Here is an 18,075-nt window from a genome sequence, read left to right as displayed (position 1 = left end):
TCCGCCAGCGTCTGACGGCCATGTTCGGCGCATTGCTCGCATTGGCATCGGCTGCCAGCTTCGCCCTGACCAATGCGTTCTTCCGGCGCGGCGCGTTCACCGGTAGCGTGGTGCTCGCCATGGTGATCACGGTGCCACTCGGCGCGCTGGTTTTTCTGGCCGTTGCCGCCGCCGCGGGGCTGCTGCCGCTGCTGGGAGAGTTTTCGGGCGTTTCCCTTGTGCTGTTCGCGCTTGCGGGCGTGCTGCACTTCGTGTGCGGCCGGTATTGCAACTTCCGCGCCATCAAGGCGGCCGGCGCGGTCGTCGCGGGGCCGCTGGTCGACAGCGGCATATTGTGGACCGTGCTGGCTGCCGTTTTCCTGCTCGGCGAAACGCTGACGCCACTCTCGATGGCAGGAATCGCCCTCATCATGATCGGCCCTTCGCTGAGCCTGCGCGGCAGGCGCCTTCCACAGCGCACCGAGAGCGGATTCGAGCCGCGCTACCGCGAGGGTGTGACCTTCGCCCTGCTGGCGTCACTGTGCTTCGGCCTCAGCCCGATTCTCGTCGGCTTCGCACTGCCTGCGGCGTCGGGAATAGGCACGGGCATCGCAGGTGGCCTCGTTTCCTACGGCGCGGCCGCCCTGCTTGTGCTTCCCGTTCTGCTGATCGGCACCAGCCGCACCGCCATAAGTGCGGCGGGCAGGGCGGAAACCGGGTGGTTCACGCTTTCGGGCGTCATGATCAGCCTTTCCCAGATGGCCCGTTACATGGCGCTGGCCGTAGCCCCGGTGAGCCTCGTAATGCCGCTGCTGCGGACAGCGATCGTGTTCCGCCTGCTGTTCGCATGGCTGCTCAACCGCAAGGCCGAAGTGCTGACCCGCGACGCCATCGCAACGACCGTCGTCTGCGGGGCCGGGGTGATGCTGATGGCATTAGGCTTATGATACGACAGCCGTCTGGCCAGTGAGGCAAACTGGACGAGGCGCAGCCGAGGACCCCGGCGACCGTTCGCCGCCCCGCCGGACGGCCAGCGAAAGCCATAGGGCGGTTTTAGCCCGTCATGGTTTTCGCGGTGCGGCCCGTGAGGCAAACTGGACGAGGCATAGCCGAGGACCCCGCGCGACGTTTCGCGCGCCCCTCGGAGGGCCAGTGAGCGGCATAGCGCGGCTTTAGCGCGTCATGCCGTGAGCGGTGCGGCCCGTGAGAGAAGGAAATGGTGGAGCTGATCGGGATCGAACCGACGACCTCGTCATTGCGAACGACGCGCTCTCCCAACTGAGCTACAGCCCCATTCGAAAGCCGGTTTAACCCAATATCGTGCGGGCTGGAAGAGTAAATAAGCCGCTATTGGGTGGGCAGTGCCAGCGCGATCTGGCCGGGCAGGGTCTCGACAGGCTCAAAGCCCAGATTGGCGCAATTGCCGGCAAAAACCTCGGCCCAGGCCTCGCCGCGCTGCTCGATATAGGTGATGCGGTTGGCTTCGCCCTCTATGGTTAGCTGTTCCGCCGCCGCGCTGGCCCGTTCGGCGGCGCGCATGAAACCGTCATCGGCAAAATAATTGCAGCCCGGCACGTCAATCTCTCGCCAGGCGACAAGAGCGATATCGATGACGTCGCGCGCGATCTGCCGGCTGAAATCGAGATAAGGGGTCAGAGCCGGATCGCCACAGACCCGGGCCCCGGCGCTCGCCCGCATCCGCGCCAGCCGATCTGGCGCGTCCTCGACCATTCCTGACGCCGCCGCGACGATCTCGCCGAGTCGAATCTGGGCCGCCACCTGCTCGAGGGGAGAAAGATAGTCGATCGCGCCGTCAAACACCGCGCACCGGGTGGTGACAACGGTGCCCACCACGAGCGCGTCGGCGTCGGTCATCATCTGCTCGATATTGGCCGCTCCGTCCTGCGCCATCGCGCTGCCAGCCATCGTCATGGAGACGACCAGAGCCAAGCTGCGCACGCCTGACGAAAATGAGGGTCGATGGGACAATAACAAAACCTCTGCAAGACCAAGCGGCGGTCAGGGTCCAAGCACATCACCAATGTGGCTGTTTTGCGAAACCTGCCTTCCCAAGGGTATTCGCAGGCGATCCATAAAGGAGTCGTAAACGATGATTGCCTCAAGTGTTAACGAGTGGTTTCCGTATGTGTGGACATTTTGCAACATTGCCTTCGCAACCCGCCCGCACGGCTGTTGAACAGGGCTAACGGCTGTTGCGAACCGAACCGGCATCGCTAGAGTGGGGCTTGCGAATCCATGCATGGGATCGTTTGTCGGTCGCAACGCGACGGCAACACACGACACCAACAATAATGTGGTCGCGTTTCGACAAACTGCCGGATAGCCCGGCACAAACTGAATGACTGACTTTGGAGGTCAATTATGAAACTTAAGAGCCTTCTTCTGGGTTCTGCAGCTGTTCTGGCCCTGTCGACGGGTGCCCAGGCCGCTGATCCGATTCCGGCGACTTTCGTGTCGCTCGGCGTTTGCGATGCCTACGGCATCTCTGGCCTGACCATCGAATCCGACGACACCTGCCTGTCGATCTCGGGCGAAGTGTCCTACGAATGGGCCGTCGAAGATCTTTCGTTGACCACCGGCTTTGGTTATACGTCTGACGTTGATTGGGAGCTGGCTTTCGAAGCTACTACCCAGACCGATTCCGGTGCTGCCGTCGCTTTCATTTCGTTCGTTGATGACGACACCACTGGCGTCGATGTTGATCCCGTTATCGATCAGGCCTATGTCCAGTTCGGCGATACCACCGTTCTTTCGGCTGGCCTGAAGGACTCGGCATTCGACACCGAGATTCTCGACCGTACTTATGGCGGCGGCGACGAATACGGCGTATTCGACTGGGATTATGATGAAAACGACCTTACTGCGGGCAGTATTGTTGCTCAAGGCGGTCACGTCATCACCATTGAATCGCTGGTTGCTGATGGCTTCACCGTCATCGCCGGTTTCGAAGACCTCGAAAACAACGGCACTGCACTGCTCGGCGTTCAGTATGACGGCGGCATGTTCTCGGGTGAAGCCGCGGTTTTGGTTGGCGATCTCTACAACAACCTTGCCACCGATCCGGTCAACTTCTACGCAGCTGTGACCGCTGAGTTCGACTCGTTCGAAGCCCGCGCTGGCGTGCTCTTCGACGACACCGGCTACTACATTGCTTCGCTGGGTGCTTCGGCAACCCTCGACATGTTCACCCTTGATGTTGACGCTTTCTTTGAAGACAGCGGCGAATGGGGTGTTGCTGGTGAAGGTTCGTTCGACGCCACTGATACGGTTGCTGTCTATCTCGGCGCTGGCTACGAAGAAGACACGGGTACTGATTCGTGGACCGTTTACGGCGGTGTTGACGTTGATGTTACCGAAGTCATCGTTGCCAATGCTGAACTCGGCTATGTGGAACGTACCGGTGCCATCGTGACCGACTACATCTACGGCGCTGCTGGTGTAACCTATGCACCGGGTGGCGGTTTCGAAACCGGCCTGACTGTCTATGCCAACACGCTGGACGATTACAAGCTGACCTTCGAAGCTTCCAAAGAGTTCTAAGAACTCTTCGCCTCGAGGCGATTGTTTGGAAAGGCCCGGCGTTTGCCGGGCCTTTCTTTTTGTGCCGCAGCCATTTCGGCACGAAACGAGAGCGTTGGATGGCTTCGTTCGAACCGGAAATGCTTTACACTGCAGGTTCGATTACCGAGTCGACCGAAATTGCCGCGGCGCGGCGCAAACCTATTGGCTTTGAATGATTTTCCCTCGCTTGCTCTCATTTGTCCTGCCTGCAGTCTTTATTCTGACGCCAATTCAATCGGCACTTGCGCAGTATCAGTCACTCGATGCGACAGCAGGGGCCGAAACGAGTGGCCAGTTCGCCTGGGCCGTGCAGGTCTCGGCCGGTGAAATCACGCTGAGCGGCAACGTGCCATATCAATCGGTTGCAACGATCCTGGCTGAGCGCGCAGGGATCGATGGCGTAGACGTGATGACTATCGCCGACGGCGCGCCGCTCGGTTTCCTGCGCGATGCCATGAAGGCCATAGCGGCAAGCGAAATTCTCGAAGAAGGATCGATTGCCTATGGCGAAGGGCAATGGACGGTATCGGGAAATTTGCAGCCGGACGGAAGTCTCGAAACGCTGACCGAAGCCCTTGGCGTGTCGGCCGGCGCCGGGGCAGAATGGGTATTTGCCGTCGATGCGCCGGAGGCCGCCGAGGCGGAAAGCACCGATGCGCCCGAACCGATCGACGAAACCGTCATGGACTCGGTTGAGGAACTGCTTGAGGAAAGCGGTGCACCAGACGAAGAAACAATGGAAATCATCGAGAATGCCGAGCCCGGGCCGGATGTCGGCGATGCTGCCGGCGAGCAGACTCCGGCAGATGAAATTGTCGATGCCGTACCTTCGGTCGATGGGGCGGTGCCGGCCAACGGGCCACAGGCGCCCGCAGGAGACGATGGTCCGCAAGGCGAGGCAAACGTCCCTGAGCAGGACGAGGCGGCTCCCGCCGATACAATCATTCCCGCCGAAACTAGCGCCGCGAGCAACGCCCAAGCAACTCAGTGCCGTGAGCAGGTGGCCACGCTCACCCGGGCCGGCGTAATTTCATTTGCGTCTGGCCGCGCGACGCCGACGGCAGCGTCGGAGGATATTATCTCCGACATCGCGGCCGCACTGGCCATTTGCCCTTCGCAGCCGGTTTATGTAGAAGGACATACCGACGCAGATGGGCTCGACCAAACCAATCTTGTCCTGTCCCTCAGTCGGGCCGAAGCCGTGGTCGACCGGCTGGTGGAGCAGGGGGTCGATCCCCAGCGGCTTTTCGCCGTCGGCTATGGGGCAAGTCTTCCAGTCGCGTCCAACGAAACGGCGGCGGGCAAGGCGCAAAATCGGCGCATCGTCTTCAGCTTCGAAGACATCGCGCAATAAGAACGTCCGGATGTGAGCCGCCGCAAAGGCCGCGGTCCAGCCGGAAGAGGGGGCTTGGGCAGTGAGTGACATTGCATATCTGATCGCCATCAACTGGCCGTTTCTGGTTCTGGCCGTGCTGATCGGCATTGCCACCGGATGGTACGGCGCACCTGAAGAGGGCCAGTGAGTGCTACCAGGAAAAGTTGCAGGCTTTCCCGGTTCGGAAGCGCGGCAAACAAGAATTTGAAAGCAAGCTCATGAACCCGACGCCGCACATCATTCCCAGCGCGCTGCTGCTGCTCGCCGCCTTTTTCATTGGCTGCCTTATCGGATATCTGCTCAAGCGGATGTTCGGGGGTCCTCGGCCTGCCAGGTCCGGCGTTGAGCCCGATCAATCGCAAACGCCAACTGTGTCCAAACAGCCCGACCTCGGCGATCCCGCGCTCGGGCTGCTTGCCAGCCCGATCGATGGGCAACCCGACGATCTAAAGAAAATCAAGGGCATAGGCCCTAAACTTGAATCGGTTCTGCACGACAACGGCGTCTATCATTTCAGCCAGATTGCCGCCTGGAACGCCAAATCCATCGCCATGATGAACACGCGGCTGTCCTTCAAGGGCCGCATCGAGCGCGAAAAATGGGTGTCGCAAGCCAAGGCGCTGGTCAGGGCGGGTGGGGCCTGAATATCCCCGCAAGTTCATTTTAACCCTCGCACTTGGCTTCTCCGGCCCGTTTCCCCTAGCGCCAGATCATGGGAAGGCCCCCTCACCCGTCTGGCTGCGCCATCCGACCTCTCCCCCAAGGGAGAGGTAACGCTCTGCGCTGGCGGCATTCTTACCTCTCCCTTGGGGGAGAGAGCCTGCCCCGGGCGCGGCGCGAAGCGACGGGTGAGGGGGCCTTCGCCGTTTACACCATTGACGCCGCATGTCGGGTTTCTTTCGCCAAGGCCCCCTCACCGCCCTGCCGGGCATGGGGCAAACACCGGCGTTCGGGGATTCGCGGGCTGGTTCCCTGGCCCCTCTGGGGTGTGGGGCCTTGAGCGTTAGCTGGGCGCGTCACCCGTCCGACAAACATCACGCAGGAACCCCGCTATCGCCCGATGCTCCTCGGCATCTTCGAGAAGGGCGGGGGATCCCTGATCGGATATGATAAGCGTCGCCGCATCGCGGCGGCGGCGCACCATTTCGTCGAAACTCGCCCGCCGCACCTGATCGGTCAGTTGCGAGCGCACGATCATCAGCGGCGCGTGGGAAAGCGCGTCGAACACCTGCCATTGCGGTTCGAGAACGTCGTCGAACTCGAACTGCTCGAGCTGACCGATCAACTGGCTGTCGAAAAGCGGGCGCAGCTTGCCGCGGCCATCCCGGGCGTAAATGCGCTGCGCGAACCCGTCGAGCCGCGCTTCGGATTCGCCCGGATAATCGGTGCCCAGAATTTTGCGCAGCGCGGCGCTGGTCGCGGATGGCGATTTGAGCGCCGTCAAATGGCGGAAATTGTTGCGCGTGCGCACAAGGCCGCGCGGGTCGGTCACCGGCCCGGCGTCGATCAGGATCGTTCCGGCAATTGCAGTGGGCTGGCGGGCGGCAATGATCATGGCCACCTGGCCGCCATGGCCCTCGCCCGCCACAATAGCGCGGGGCACGTCAAGCGCCGCCATCACATCGAGCACGCAATCGGCATCGGCGAGCGTGGAATAACGCGCCCCCTTGCCAAGATAGGACGAGCGGCCCCGGCCGGGCAGATCGATCAGGATGAAGGCGAAACCGGTATCGGGCAGGCGGTTGATGGCCGCGGGAAGGTCCGCGAAATCGGAAATGTTGCGCACATAGCCCGGCAGGCAGATGACCGGCCTCACATCATCGGAAATCGTCCCGTGCACATGCACGGCGATCTGCGTATTGCCGGCGCCACAGGTGATCGTCCGGACCGGAAGATCGGAAAAAAGCGGCGTTTCGGGCAGGGGAGTTGCACGCTTGAACATGATGCTTCATACCACGCCCGGCGGCGCAGGCAATCGCGGTAAACGTCGGGGCGTGGCCCCGCTTGTCGCGCCACGCAAGTGCCACTATGGTGCGCCAGTTTTGGGGTGACAAAACTGTCATCGCGCGCCATCAAGAAACATCCCGTTAGGGATGAGGCGCAATAATCGAGAAAAGAAGGACCGCCGGGCGCGCCGGCCGGTCGAAATCAAGGACTGTCTCACATGTTTTCCGGGTCGATCACGGCGTTGGTAACGCCGTTCCAAAAGGGTGCTGTTGATGAAGACGCCATGGCGCGCTTCGTCAAATGGCAGATCGAGGAAGGCACCAACGGCCTGGTTCCGGTGGGAACCACGGGTGAAAGCCCCACCGTCAGCCATGAAGAACATCGCCGCGTTATCGAGATTGCCATCGAAGTAGCGGCCAAGCGCGTTCCGGTCATTGCCGGCGCGGGCTCCAATTCGACACGCGAGGCCATTCATCTCGCCGAATTTGCGGAAAAGGCGGGCGCCGATGGCATCCTGACCATCGTCCCCTATTACAACAAGCCCAACCAGGAGGGCCTGTTTCAGCATTTCTCCGCCATCGCCAAGGCAACCAGCCTGCCGGTCATTCTCTATTCGGTGCCCGGCCGCACAGTGGTCGATATCAACGTCGAAACCATGAAGCGTCTGCGCGATGCCTGTCCCAATATCGTCGGGGTCAAGGACGCGACCGCCGACATGAGCAAGGCGACGATGACACGCGCCGCGCTGGGGTCTGAGTTCATCATGCTCTCGGGTGAGGATATCACGGCGCTGGGGTTCAACGCCCATGGCGGCAGGGGGTGCATTTCGGTCACCTCCAACGTCGCCCCAAAACTGTGCTCGGCCCTCCAGGCTGCCTGTCAGGCTGGTGATTTCGGCACCGCGCTCACTATCCAGGATCGGCTGGCCCCGCTTCATAAGGCGCTGTTTATCGAACCCAACCCGCAGGGCGTCAAATACGCAGCGTCCAGGCTTGGCCTGTTCGGCGAGGAAATCCGGCTTCCGCTGGTTCCCGTGACCGAGACCACCCGCGCCGCGATCGACGCCGCGCTGGTCCATGCCGGGCTCATCAACTGATCGACAGGCAATGGCACCCAAGAAAGAAAAAGGTCTGCTCGAAACCGGCATGGTGGCCGAAAACCGCCGGGCCCGGTTCGACTATGAGGTTCTCGACACCATCGAGGCCGGCATCGTGCTGCGCGGGACAGAAGTGAAATCCCTGCGCAACGGCAAGGCCCAGATCGCCGAATCCTATGTTTCGCCCGAGGATGGCGAGCTTTGGCTTATCAATGCCAACATCCCCGAATATGTGCAGGCCAACCGCTTCAACCACGACGAAAAACGTCGCCGCAAGCTGCTGGTTTCGCACCGCGAACTCGACAAGCTTGCCAGGGGCGTAGAGCGGCAGGGCAACACAATCGTGCCGCTCAAACTCTATTTCAATGATCGCGGCATGGCCAAATTGCTGATTGGTCTGGCCAAGGGCCGCAAGTCCCACGACAAGCGCGACGTCCAGAAAGATCGCGACTGGGCCCGCGACAAGCAGCGGATTTTAAAGCAGGGGTGATCTGGCCGGAGATGGTCGGGCCTGCTCGGGTGCTGGGGGTACTGGATCCCGGATCAGGTCCGGGATGACCAAGGGGGTAGGGTGAGCCTGTGCCAAACAGAAGCAGCACCCTCTGAGCCGCCTCTTTCCCCTGCGCATCCCCCACCCCCGTCATCCCGGCTCAAGTCCGGGATGACGGGGGTGGGAGTGGCCGAAGCCGGCATTGGCCCATCGCTGTCCCGGACCTGATCCGGGACCCGGCAGCGGCCCCAAGGCATCGCAGTATGTGGCAGCGCACATGGGCTCCGGCTTTCGCCGGAGTAGCCTAGAGCGTGTCCAGATAAAGTGGATACCACTTTATCGGTTCGGACACGCGACAAAACAAAGGTTTAGAGACAAGGATTTGATTCAATCAAATCCTGAACGGCTCTAGAGCATTTCAGCGCTTCTTCGAATCGCTCCAATTGCTCTAAGCCCTTGTTTTGTCGCGCTTCCGAACCGGATAAGTGGTGCCCACTTATCCTGGAAGCGCTCTAGGGGAGGAAGCCTCGGCTCGGAGTTGGTCGGGTACTGCCTGGCACAGGCTCCCCCTTCCTCCATCGGTCATCCCGGCCTTGAGCCGGGATCCAGTACCCCCAGCGGCGGCGATGGACGCTCAGCCTTCAGCCGCTATCGCCGCCTTCGCCTTGCCCATAGCGTCTTCGAACATTTCCGTCGTCAGCCGCCCGGTATTGGTGTTGTAGCGCGAGCAGTGGAAGCTATCGATCAGAACGCGCCCGTCGGTGAGGGCGTGCTGGCGTGCGTGGCCGAAGGGGAAGGCGGCGCGGCGTTCGCCGAGGGCGCTGAGCAGTGATTCATGGGCGATGCGGCCAAGGGCAAAGAATGCCCTGGCTTGCGGGTTGGCGGCGATGGTGGCTGAAAGGAACCGCCGGCAGGTGGCGATTTCGGGGCCGGTGGGCTTGTTCTGGGGCGGAACGCAGCGGACCGCATTGACGATCAGCGTGTCGACCAGTTGCAGGCTGTCATTGGGATCGGCTTCGAACTCGCCGGTCGCCAAGCCGAATTTCTTGAGCGTTGCATAGAGCAGATCGCCGGCGTAATCGCCGGTAAACGGACGCCCGGTGCGGTTCGCCCCGCGCAGCCCCGGTGCCAGTCCCACGATCAGGAGGCGTGGAGAACCGTCACCCCAATTGTCGACCGGCGCGTTATGCCAGTCGGGAAACTGCTGCTGATTGATGTGCCGGAATTCGGCCAGCCGCGGACAGAGCGGGCAATCGGGCGGGGGATTTGTCTGGAGCGCCAAGGCAGGTCTCGCACGAGAATCAGTGCGGCACATCCTCTCTGGCGGCCTGCTGGCGGTCAACCTGCGGCCGACCGACCGTCTTTGCCAGAGTGGCGATTTCGAGGAAATAGTCGGCCTGCCGCCGAAGATCGTCCGAAATCATCGGAGTAGGGGTGGTGAGGGTCGAGGCAACGGTGACTTTCTTGCCGCGCCGCTGTAGCGCGGCGACCAGGGCGGTAAAATCTCCGTCGCCCGAAAACAGGACCAGATGATCGTAATGGCTCGACATCTCCAGCGCATCGATGGCCAGTTCGATATCCATGTTGCCCTTGATCTTGCGACGGCCCTGGGCGTCTGTGAATTCCTTGGCCGGCTTGGTCACCACCGTGTAGCCATTGTAGTCCAGCCAATCGATGAGCGGGCGGATTGAGGAGTATTCCTGATCCTCGACGAGGGCTGTGTAGTAATAGGCGCGCAGCAGGTAGGCGGTGTCCTGAAACTCGCTCAGCAACCGTTTATAATCGATATCGACGCCAAGCGCTCGGGACGTTGCGTAAAGGTTGGCGCCGTCGATAAACAGCACGACCTTTTCCCGTGAATCGAACATATGGACAAAAGCTCCAAAACAAAAAACCGGCAGAAAAATTCGCAATCGTTCACATCGCTCAACGCGGCAGCGGGGAAAGAAGTTCATTCCGGCGTCAAATTAAGATGATCGGGCCGTGTAAACCGGCGCTTGTCATCGCCAGAGCCCTCGTGTAAGAGAGCGGACAACTCCCCTAAAGCAATGGAGACCGGCTGTGGCACGCGTCACCGTAGAAGATTGCATTGAAAAGATTCCGAACCGCTTCGAGCTGGTTCTTGCGGCCGCCCATCGGGCCCGCATGATCTCCTCGGGTGGCCAGATCACCGTGGATCGCGACAACGACAAGAATCCCGTCGTCGCCCTGCGTGAGATTGGCGATGGCACGATTTCGCCCGAGGATCTGCAGGAAGACCTGATCCACTCGCTCCAGAAGTATGTGGAGGTCGACGAGCCGGAAATGGATACCGCTCCGCGCATCGAAACCTCTTCGGACGAGGACGGCCCGGTGTTCGACACCATTTCCGAGGAAGAGCTGCTCCGCGGCATCGAGTCGCTGGCTCCCCCCGAGCGTCGCGACGATTGATCGGCGCAAGCCTTTATCTGTATAGTTTGCAAAGGCGTCTGGCTCCGGCCCGGCGCCTTTGCAGTTTTTGAACTCGAATATCTCTGGAGTACCCCGGCGCATGATGCGTCAGTACGAACTGGTCGAACGCGTTCTGGCCTATAATCCCAATGCCGACGAAGCCCTTCTCAACAAGGCCTACGTTTACGGCATGCAAAAGCACGGGAGCCAGACCCGTGCTTCGGGCGATCCCTATTTCGCCCACCCGCTCGAAGTCGCAGCCATTCTCACCGATCTCAAGCTCGACGATGCAACCATCGCCGTGGCGCTGCTGCACGACACCATAGAGGACACCGACGCCACGCGCGCCGAGATCGACGACATGTTCGGCACCGAGATCGGCCAGATCGTCGACGGACTGACCAAGATCGAGCGCCTCAACCTCGTCTCGCGCGAGGAGGCCCAGGCCGAAAACCTGCGCAAGCTGCTGCTGGCCATTTCCCAGGACGTGCGCGTGCTGCTGGTCAAGCTGGCAGACCGCCTGCACAATATGCGCACCCTCGAGTTCATGCCGGTCCACAAGCGCGGCCGCATCGCGCAGGAAACCATGGATATCTATGCGCCTCTGGCCGGGCGCATGGGTATGCAGGACATGCGCAACGAACTCGAAGATCTCTCGTTCAAGTCGCTCTATCCCGAGCACTACAACGCCATCGCCGCACGTCTGTCGCAGATGGAGATTTCCAGCCGCGAGATCGTCGCGGAAATCCGCAGCGAGCTCGAAGAGCATTTGGCCGGGCAGGGGATCAAGGCAAAAGTTTCCTGGCGGCTCAAGTCGGCCTGGTCGATCTATTCCAAGATCGAACGCAAGGCGATTGCCCTCGAACAACTCTCCGACATGATCGGCTTTAGGGTCATAGTCGATACGATCGACGCCTGCTATCGCACCCTGGGCGTCATCCACACAAGCTGGAAGGTCGTGCCGGGCCGGTTCAAGGACTACATCTCCGTTCCCAAGGCCAACGACTACCGCTCGATCCACACGACAATCGTCGGTCCGGGCCGCCAGCGCGTCGAGTTGCAGATCCGCACCCAGGAAATGCACGCCATCGCCGAATTCGGCATCGCCGCGCACCAGCTCTACAAGGAAGCCATCTCCGGCGACATGGTGAAGCTCGAGGAGGAAAGCCAGGCCTATAACTGGCTGCGCTCGACCATTGCCCGGCTCACCGAAGGCGACAATCCCGAAGAATTCGTCGAGCACACAAAGCTCGAACTGTTCCAGGACCAGGTGTTCTGCTTTACCCCGCGCGGGCGGCTGATCGCTTTGCCGCGTGGCGCAACGCCCATCGATTTCGCCTATGCCGTACATACCGACGTCGGCGACACCTGCGTGGGCTGCAAGATCAACGGCACGGTCATGCCGCTCATCACCCAGCTTCATTCGGGCGATGAAGTCGAAATCCTGCGCGATGCCGACCACACCCCGCCGCCGAACTGGGAAAATATCGCCATGACCGGCAAGGCGCGTTCGGCGATCCGTCGCGCGGTGCGTCAGGGGGCTTTCGCCCGCGCCATCGCGCTGGGGGAACAGGTGCTGATGGCGGTGATCGAGCGTGAGTCGCTCCAGCTCAACGAGGACGAGGTCGTCGCGCTCGCCAACCGCTTCTCCGTCACCGACCGCAATTCCATGCTCGCCGCCATCGGCGAGGGCCGCATCACCGCCGAGGACCTGGCGCGCGAAACAACCGCGCTCAAGGGCAAGCGGCGGCGCAAGGGCCGGCTGGTGCTGCCGGTTGCCAACGACGCGGAAGGCTGGTTCGCGCTGCGCAATGCGCAATATTTCAAGTTCCGCATGCCCGGCGGCCAGCATACCGCGATCAAGAAATTTGCCACAATGGTCGGGTTCGATTTCAATATGCCCGTCGATATTTCCCGCGAAGGCGTCGTGCCCGGCGACCGCATCATCGGTATCTTCCACCAGTCCGGACACATGGAGGTCTATCCCATGGAATCCGAGGCGCTGGCCGGTTTCCATGACAAGGACGTGGGCTGGATCGACGTACGGTGGGATATGGCCGGGAAACCCGAAACCCGGTTCAAGGTCGTCGTTTCGATGTATTCGCAGAACCGCCCCGGCTCGCTTGCCCAGATCACCGGCGCCATTGCCGCCTGCGATGCCAATATCTCCAACCTGGCGATGCGGGCCCTTGCCGCCGACTCCCACGAGCTGATCTTCGAGCTCGAGGTGCATGATCTGACGCAGTTGACAGACGTGCTGGCAACGCTCAAACGCACACCGGGGCTCTCGCGGGTCCAGCGCGCCACCATGGTTCAGGCCAATGCCATTTCGGGCATGGAGGGCGCACTCGAAGCGGGGACCCAGGAGGCTGCAAGCCAAGAGACAATGGAGACCGAACCCCAATGACCCAGGACGAAGTCCTCGATATTTTCCGCTCCTGCGACGCGTTGCTCGAAGGCCATTTCATCCTGTCATCGGGCCTGCGCTCGCCGGTGTTCCTGCAGAAGAACCGCGTGTTCATGTTTGCCGACAAGGCCGAAAAGCTTTGCAGGGCGCTGGCTGAAAAGATCAGGGCCGAAGGGTTTGGCGACGTCTCCCAGATCGTCTCGCCCGCCGTGGGCGGGATCATTCCGGGCTATGAGACCTCGCGCCACCTGGGCGTGCCCGCGATCTTCACCGAGCGCGTCAACGGTGTGTTCGAACTGCGCCGCAGCTTTTCGGTGGAGCCGGGCGAAAAGGTGATCATCGTCGAGGATATCGTTTCCACGGGGCTCTCGATCCGCGAATGCATCGAGGCGATCAAGGCGCTGGGCGCCAACGTCATCGCCGCGGCCTGTATCGTGGATCGTTCGGCGGGCGAGGCCGATGTCGGCGTACCGCTGGTGTCGCTGACCCAGTACAAGGTGCCCGCCTATTCGCCCGACAACCTGCCGCCGGAGCTTGCGGCAATGCCCGCCGTCAAGCCGGGGAGCAGGGGTCTGCAATGATTATCGGGCTGGGCAACGATATCTGCGAGATCGCCCATATCGAGCGCACGCTCGAGCGCTTCGGCGAGCGGTTCACGCAGCGTTGCTTTACCGAAATCGAGCGGAACAAATCGGACAGGCGGCGGCTGCGGGCGGCATCCTACGCCAAGCGGTTCGCCGCCAAGGAAGCCTGCGCCAAGGCGCTGGGAACCGGGCTGTCGCGCGGCGTTTATTGGCGCGATATGGGCGTGGTCAACCTGCCCAGCGGCAAACCCACCATGAAGCTGACCGGCGGCGCAGCGGCCATGCTGGCCCGGCTTGTGCCCGAGGGGCATCGACCCCATATTCACGTCTCGATCACCGACGACAATGGCATGGCGCAGGCCTTCGTCATCATCGAGGCCCTGCCTGTTGACCCGGCCCGGCCGCTCCCGTAACAAACCTGCGAGATTTCCAACCCATGAGCACCCCTATGTCGGACGCCGCCAAGAAGAAAACCGGCAAGGGCGAACTGCGCGAAACCATCGTCATCATCGTTCAGGCGCTGTTGATCGCTCTGGTGTTTCGCACCTTTGCCTTTGAGCCGTTTTCCATCCCCACTGCGTCGATGCAGTCCAATCTGATGATTGGCGACTACATATTGGCGTCCAAATACAGCTACGGCTATTCGCGCTATTCGCTGCCCTATTCGGAAGTGCCCTGGAACGGGCGCATCATGGGCAATGCGCCCCAGCGCGGCGACATCGCCGTCATCCGGCCGGTTCCCCAGAGCGAAAACTACGTCAAGCGCGTCATCGGGCTGCCCGGCGACCAGATCCAGATGATCGACGGACGTCTCACCATCAACGGAGAGGCCGTCCCGCGCGAAGAGGTGGGCAACACTGTCGACCGCGACAGCTCTGGCGTCGACATTCCGGTCATCGAATACCGTGAAACCCTGCCCAATGGCGTAAGCTACGTCACCCAGGAAATTTCCGATAACGCCCAGTTCGACAATACCGGCGTCTATACGGTGCCGCCGGGACATTATTTCATGATGGGCGACAACCGCGACCGCTCGCTCGATTCCCGCTCGCTCTCGGCCGTCGGCTATGTGCCGTTCGAGAATTTTGTCGGCAAGGCCGAGTGGCGCTTCTTCTCGATTACCGACAACATCCCGCCCTGGCAGATCTGGCGCTGGCCGGGCAATGTGCGGTTCGACCGCATGTTCACATCGGTTTATCAATGAGCTTGAGGGCGCGTGATCGCGAGACGCTCGAGGCACGGCTGGGTTATGCTTTCAACGACCCGGCCCTGCTGTTGCGCGCCCTGACTCACTCGAGTGCCGTATCGCCTTCAAAACGCACGGCCGAATCCTACCAGCGCTTCGAATTCCTTGGTGACAGGGTGTTGGGGCTGGTGGTGGCCGATATGCTGTGCAAGCGCTTGCCCAAGGCCAATGAGGGCGAGCTTTCGCGCACGCTGAACTCGCTGGTGCGCAAGGAAACCTGCGCCCGGGTGGCCCGCAAGCTCGATATGGGCTCGTTCGTGCGGCTCGGCGAAAGCGAGGCGCGCACCGGCGGCGCCGACAAGGACGCCATTCTCGGCGACGTCTGCGAAGCGGTGATCGGCGCGATTTATGCCGACGGCGGCATAGATCCCGCCTATATTTTCGTCGACCGCATGTTCGGTGATAATCTGGACGTGGCGCAGGCTCGCCGTGCCGACTCCAAGACGGCGCTGCAGGAATGGGCGCAGGCCAAGGGGCTGGAGCCTCCGGCCTATGTCGAAACGGCACGTTCGGGACCCGATCATGCGCCGGTCTTTACGATTTCGGTTTCCGTGCGCGGGTTCGAAGCGATAACCGCAACCGGAACCTCGAAAAAACTGGCCGAGCATCAGGCGGCCGAAAAGTTCCTGCTGCGCGAAGGCGTGTGGAAGGCCGACCAATGAGTGAAACCGAAGACATTGCGTCCAGATGCGGCTTTGTCGCGCTGGTGGGCGCGCCCAACGCGGGCAAATCGACCCTGCTGAACTCGCTTGTGGGCACCAAGGTGTCCATTGTCACGCATAAGGCCCAGACCACGCGCGCGCAGGTGCGGGGCGTTCTGACCATCGAGGAATCCCAGCTTGTCTTTATCGACACGCCGGGCATTTTCGCGCCCAAGCGGCGGCTCGATCGCGCCATGGTGCAGTCGGCCTGGACCGGAGCAGGCGACGCCGACATGGTGGCCCTGATCGTCGATGCCCAGAAGGGTTTGAACGCCGAAGTTGAATCGCTGCTTGAAGGGCTCGAAAACATTCGCCAGCCCAAGGTTCTGGTCATCAACAAGATCGACAAGGTCAAGCACGAAACGCTCCTGGCGCTGTCGCAGGCGATCAACGAGAAGACCAGATTCGAGACCACTTTCATGATCTCCGCGCTGCGCGCGCATGGAGTGGCCGATTTCGTTGAGTGGTGCCGGGAGAAGGCGCCGCTGGGCGAATGGCATTTCCCCGAAGAGCACCTGACCGACCTGACGATGGCGCTGACCGCCGCCGAGGTCACGCGCGAAAAGCTGTTCTTGCGCATTCACGATGAAATCCCCTATCAGGCGACAGTCGAGACCGAGAGTTTCAAGATCCAGAAGGACGGGTCCTACCGCATCGAGCAGGTGATCTACGTCACGCGCGACACCCACAAGATGATTGTGCTTGGTGCCAAGGGGCAAACCATCAAGACCATCGGTGCCGAGGCGCGCAAGGAACTGATCGAGATGTTCGAAACCGACGTGCATCTGTTCTTGTTCGTCAAAGTGCGCGCCAACTGGGCCGACGATCCCGAGCGGTATCGGGAGATGGGGCTGGATTGGACGAAGTAGATTGACGCGTTGGCCGGCCCGACCAACCGCCGTCATCCCGGGCTTGACCCGGGATCCACTAACCGGCAGCGCTTGCAGTTTTACGCTGGGCGCTGAGTGTACTGGACCCCGGCTCGGTGGCCGGGGTGACAGAGGGTGAGGGACGCCAGGGGAGCGATTTCCGCCATGGAAAATGCGTATGGAATGGTCCTCTGAAGGTCTTATCATCGGCGTCAGGCGGCATGGCGAGTCCGCTGTGATCCTCGAGGCCATGGTGCCCGGCCATGGCCGCTGTTTGGGTCTGGTGCGGGGCGGGCGCTCGCCAAAACAGGCGGCGTTCCTGCAGGCGGGCAACTCGGCCCAACTCACATGGCGGGCCCGCCTCGAAGATCATCTGGGCACCTTCAACGCCGAGGCAACGCACCTGCGTGCCGCCGAAATCCTTACCGACCGGCAAAAGCTCTATCTGGTCCAACTGCTCGCTGACCACCTGCGGCTTCTGCCCGAACGCGACCCGCATGACGAATTGCTGCGCGGCGTCATTGCCCTGATCGATGGCGATTGGGGCCAGCTCGACCTCGCCGCCGAGCTGGCGCGCTTCGAGATGTACCTGCTCGAAGAACTGGGGTTCGGGCTCGATCTGGAGACTTGTGCGGTGACCGGCGTGCACGAAAACCTCACCCATGTGTCGCCCAAGACAGGCAGGGCGGTCTGCGCCGAAGCCGCCGCGCCCTATGCCGACCGCCTTTTCGCCCTGCCTGCCTTCCTCTCCGGTGACGGCCAACCGCGCCCCGAGGACATAAAGGCCGCCTTCGCGCTCACCGGCTACTTTCTGGACCGCCATGTCTGGTCGGCGCGCCAGATCGAACAGCCGTCCACGCGCGAATGGCTGGTGCGCCACCTGACTGGAGGATGAACGGATCGCCTTATTCTATCTTTTTTTCGACACAATAGGGCTGGCGCACCGCCAGCCTTGCCGTTACGTCAGTGGCGCCGCGCATTGCGGTGTTTTCTGAGGACGAAATGAAAAAGACTATACTTTCAATACTGGCCGCTTCGGCCCTCGTTTCCACACCGGCGCTTGCCCAGAACGTCGAGTTCACGCTCATCAACGATTCCGGCTTCACGCTGACATATTTTTACGCTTCGGCGTCCAATGACGAGAACTGGGGCAATGATTTGCTCGAGGAGATCGGCATTCTCGAATCCGGCTACACGGGAACCGTGTTCATCGGCGACGGGTCCGACCAATGCCTTTACAATTTCCGCTTCGAAACCGCCGAAGGACCCGAACTCGAAGAATTCGAAATCGATATCTGCGAACTGCAAAGCTACACGCTGGTCGCTCAGTAATCGCCCAATTCCGCCGCGCCGGTTCGTCCGGCGCGGC

General features: G+C 61.4%; 19 protein-coding genes and 1 tRNA gene. 15 read left to right on the top strand and 5 right to left on the bottom strand.

Going from position 1 to position 18,075, the window contains the following annotated elements; translation table 11 throughout:
• Nucleotides 1-20 precede the first annotated feature (20 nt).
• Nucleotides 21-926: an EamA family transporter gene (locus ACP148_RS09175; RefSeq protein ID WP_421950610.1), complete on the top strand. Its 906-nt coding sequence runs from the start codon at nt 21-23 to the stop codon at nt 924-926.
• A 270-nt stretch (nt 927-1,196) separates the two neighbouring features.
• On the opposite strand, the gene ACP148_RS09170 is transcribed toward ACP148_RS09175, so the two are convergent.
• A tRNA-Ala gene (locus ACP148_RS09170) sits at nt 1,197-1,272 on the bottom strand.
• Between the two features lie 54 nt (nt 1,273-1,326).
• Nucleotides 1,327-1,929 carry a hypothetical protein gene (locus ACP148_RS09165; RefSeq protein ID WP_421950609.1) on the bottom strand — a complete coding sequence of 201 codons (603 nt, stop codon included), beginning with the start codon at nt 1,927-1,929 and terminating at the stop codon, nt 1,327-1,329.
• Nucleotides 1,930-2,361: 432 nt separating this feature from the next.
• On the opposite strand from ACP148_RS09165, the gene ACP148_RS09160 reads away from it, so the two are divergent.
• The 3 genes from ACP148_RS09160 to ACP148_RS09150 all read left to right on the top strand — a co-directional run bounded on the left by ACP148_RS09160 (nt 2,362) and on the right by ACP148_RS09150 (nt 5,580).
• Nucleotides 2,362-3,540, top strand: coding sequence for a porin (locus ACP148_RS09160; protein WP_421950608.1), 1,179 nt, complete (start codon nt 2,362-2,364; stop codon nt 3,538-3,540).
• 208 nt (nt 3,541-3,748) lie between these two features.
• On the top strand, nt 3,749-4,915 hold the full coding sequence (locus ACP148_RS09155) for an OmpA family protein (protein ID WP_421950607.1): 1,167 nt from the start codon (nt 3,749-3,751) through the stop codon (nt 4,913-4,915).
• A gap of 239 nt (nt 4,916-5,154) precedes the next feature.
• On the top strand, nt 5,155-5,580 hold the full coding sequence (locus ACP148_RS09150) for a hypothetical protein (RefSeq protein ID WP_421950606.1): 426 nt from the start codon (nt 5,155-5,157) through the stop codon (nt 5,578-5,580).
• A 359-nt stretch (nt 5,581-5,939) separates the two neighbouring features.
• Here the strand turns inward: ACP148_RS09150 and ACP148_RS09145 are convergent, their stop codons facing one another.
• Nucleotides 5,940-6,878 carry an alpha/beta fold hydrolase gene (locus ACP148_RS09145; protein WP_421950605.1) on the bottom strand — a complete coding sequence of 313 codons (939 nt, stop codon included), beginning with the start codon at nt 6,876-6,878 and terminating at the stop codon, nt 5,940-5,942.
• A 222-nt stretch (nt 6,879-7,100) separates the two neighbouring features.
• On the opposite strand from ACP148_RS09145, the gene dapA reads away from it, so the two are divergent.
• Together dapA and smpB are read left to right on the top strand one after the other, a co-directional pair.
• Complete coding sequence (gene dapA, locus ACP148_RS09140) at nt 7,101-7,979, top strand: 4-hydroxy-tetrahydrodipicolinate synthase (protein WP_421950604.1); 879 nt, start codon at nt 7,101-7,103, stop codon at nt 7,977-7,979.
• Between the two features lie 10 nt (nt 7,980-7,989).
• The gene (gene smpB, locus ACP148_RS09135) at nt 7,990-8,469 is read left to right on the top strand and encodes an SsrA-binding protein SmpB (RefSeq protein WP_421950603.1); all 480 of its coding nucleotides are present in this window, start codon (nt 7,990-7,992) and stop codon (nt 8,467-8,469) included.
• Nucleotides 8,470-9,103: 634 nt separating this feature from the next.
• On the opposite strand, the gene ACP148_RS09130 is transcribed toward smpB, so the two are convergent.
• A complete protein-coding gene (locus ACP148_RS09130; RefSeq protein WP_421950602.1) occupies nt 9,104-9,751 on the bottom strand; it encodes a uracil-DNA glycosylase in 648 nt (215 codons plus the stop codon).
• 19 nt (nt 9,752-9,770) lie between these two features.
• Nucleotides 9,771-10,337 carry an NYN domain-containing protein gene (locus ACP148_RS09125; RefSeq protein WP_421950601.1) on the bottom strand — a complete coding sequence of 189 codons (567 nt, stop codon included), beginning with the start codon at nt 10,335-10,337 and terminating at the stop codon, nt 9,771-9,773.
• A 193-nt stretch (nt 10,338-10,530) separates the two neighbouring features.
• Between ACP148_RS09125 and rpoZ the strand changes: the two genes are divergently transcribed.
• The 9 genes from rpoZ to ACP148_RS09080 all read left to right on the top strand — a co-directional run bounded on the left by rpoZ (nt 10,531) and on the right by ACP148_RS09080 (nt 18,038).
• On the top strand, nt 10,531-10,899 hold the full coding sequence (rpoZ, locus tag ACP148_RS09120) for a DNA-directed RNA polymerase subunit omega (protein WP_014130282.1): 369 nt from the start codon (nt 10,531-10,533) through the stop codon (nt 10,897-10,899).
• A gap of 100 nt (nt 10,900-10,999) precedes the next feature.
• Complete coding sequence (locus ACP148_RS09115; RefSeq protein ID WP_421950600.1) at nt 11,000-13,306, top strand: RelA/SpoT family protein; 2,307 nt, start codon at nt 11,000-11,002, stop codon at nt 13,304-13,306.
• On the top strand, nt 13,303-13,887 hold the full coding sequence (gene pyrE / locus ACP148_RS09110; RefSeq protein WP_421950599.1) for an orotate phosphoribosyltransferase: 585 nt from the start codon (nt 13,303-13,305) through the stop codon (nt 13,885-13,887). Before ACP148_RS09115 ends, pyrE begins: the two co-directional genes overlap by 4 nt.
• On the top strand, nt 13,884-14,303 hold the full coding sequence (gene acpS, locus ACP148_RS09105) for a holo-ACP synthase (protein ID WP_421950598.1): 420 nt from the start codon (nt 13,884-13,886) through the stop codon (nt 14,301-14,303). Before pyrE ends, acpS begins: the two co-directional genes overlap by 4 nt.
• Nucleotides 14,304-14,338: 35 nt before the next feature.
• On the top strand, nt 14,339-15,094 hold the full coding sequence (lepB, locus tag ACP148_RS09100; RefSeq protein WP_421950899.1) for a signal peptidase I: 756 nt from the start codon (nt 14,339-14,341) through the stop codon (nt 15,092-15,094).
• Nucleotides 15,091-15,798 (top strand): ribonuclease III, encoded by a 708-nt coding sequence (gene rnc, locus ACP148_RS09095; RefSeq protein ID WP_421950597.1) that lies wholly within the window; start codon nt 15,091-15,093, stop codon nt 15,796-15,798. The genes lepB and rnc overlap by 4 nt, the downstream gene beginning before the upstream one ends.
• Nucleotides 15,795-16,706, top strand: a complete 912-nt coding sequence (gene era / locus ACP148_RS09090; protein WP_421950596.1) for a GTPase Era — start codon at nt 15,795-15,797, stop codon at nt 16,704-16,706. Before rnc ends, era begins: the two co-directional genes overlap by 4 nt.
• A gap of 178 nt (nt 16,707-16,884) precedes the next feature.
• Nucleotides 16,885-17,601, top strand: a complete 717-nt coding sequence (gene recO / locus ACP148_RS09085; RefSeq protein WP_421950595.1) for a DNA repair protein RecO — start codon at nt 16,885-16,887, stop codon at nt 17,599-17,601.
• Between the two features lie 107 nt (nt 17,602-17,708).
• Complete coding sequence (locus tag ACP148_RS09080) at nt 17,709-18,038, top strand: hypothetical protein (protein WP_421950594.1); 330 nt, start codon at nt 17,709-17,711, stop codon at nt 18,036-18,038.
• Nucleotides 18,039-18,075: the final 37 nt, after the last annotated feature.

Source organism: Pelagibacterium sp. (genome assembly GCF_965249125.1).
GTDB lineage: Bacteria > Pseudomonadota > Alphaproteobacteria > Rhizobiales > Devosiaceae > Pelagibacterium.
Note: the sequence above shows the minus strand (reverse complement) of the source record. Positions and strands in the feature narration are given on the sequence as shown.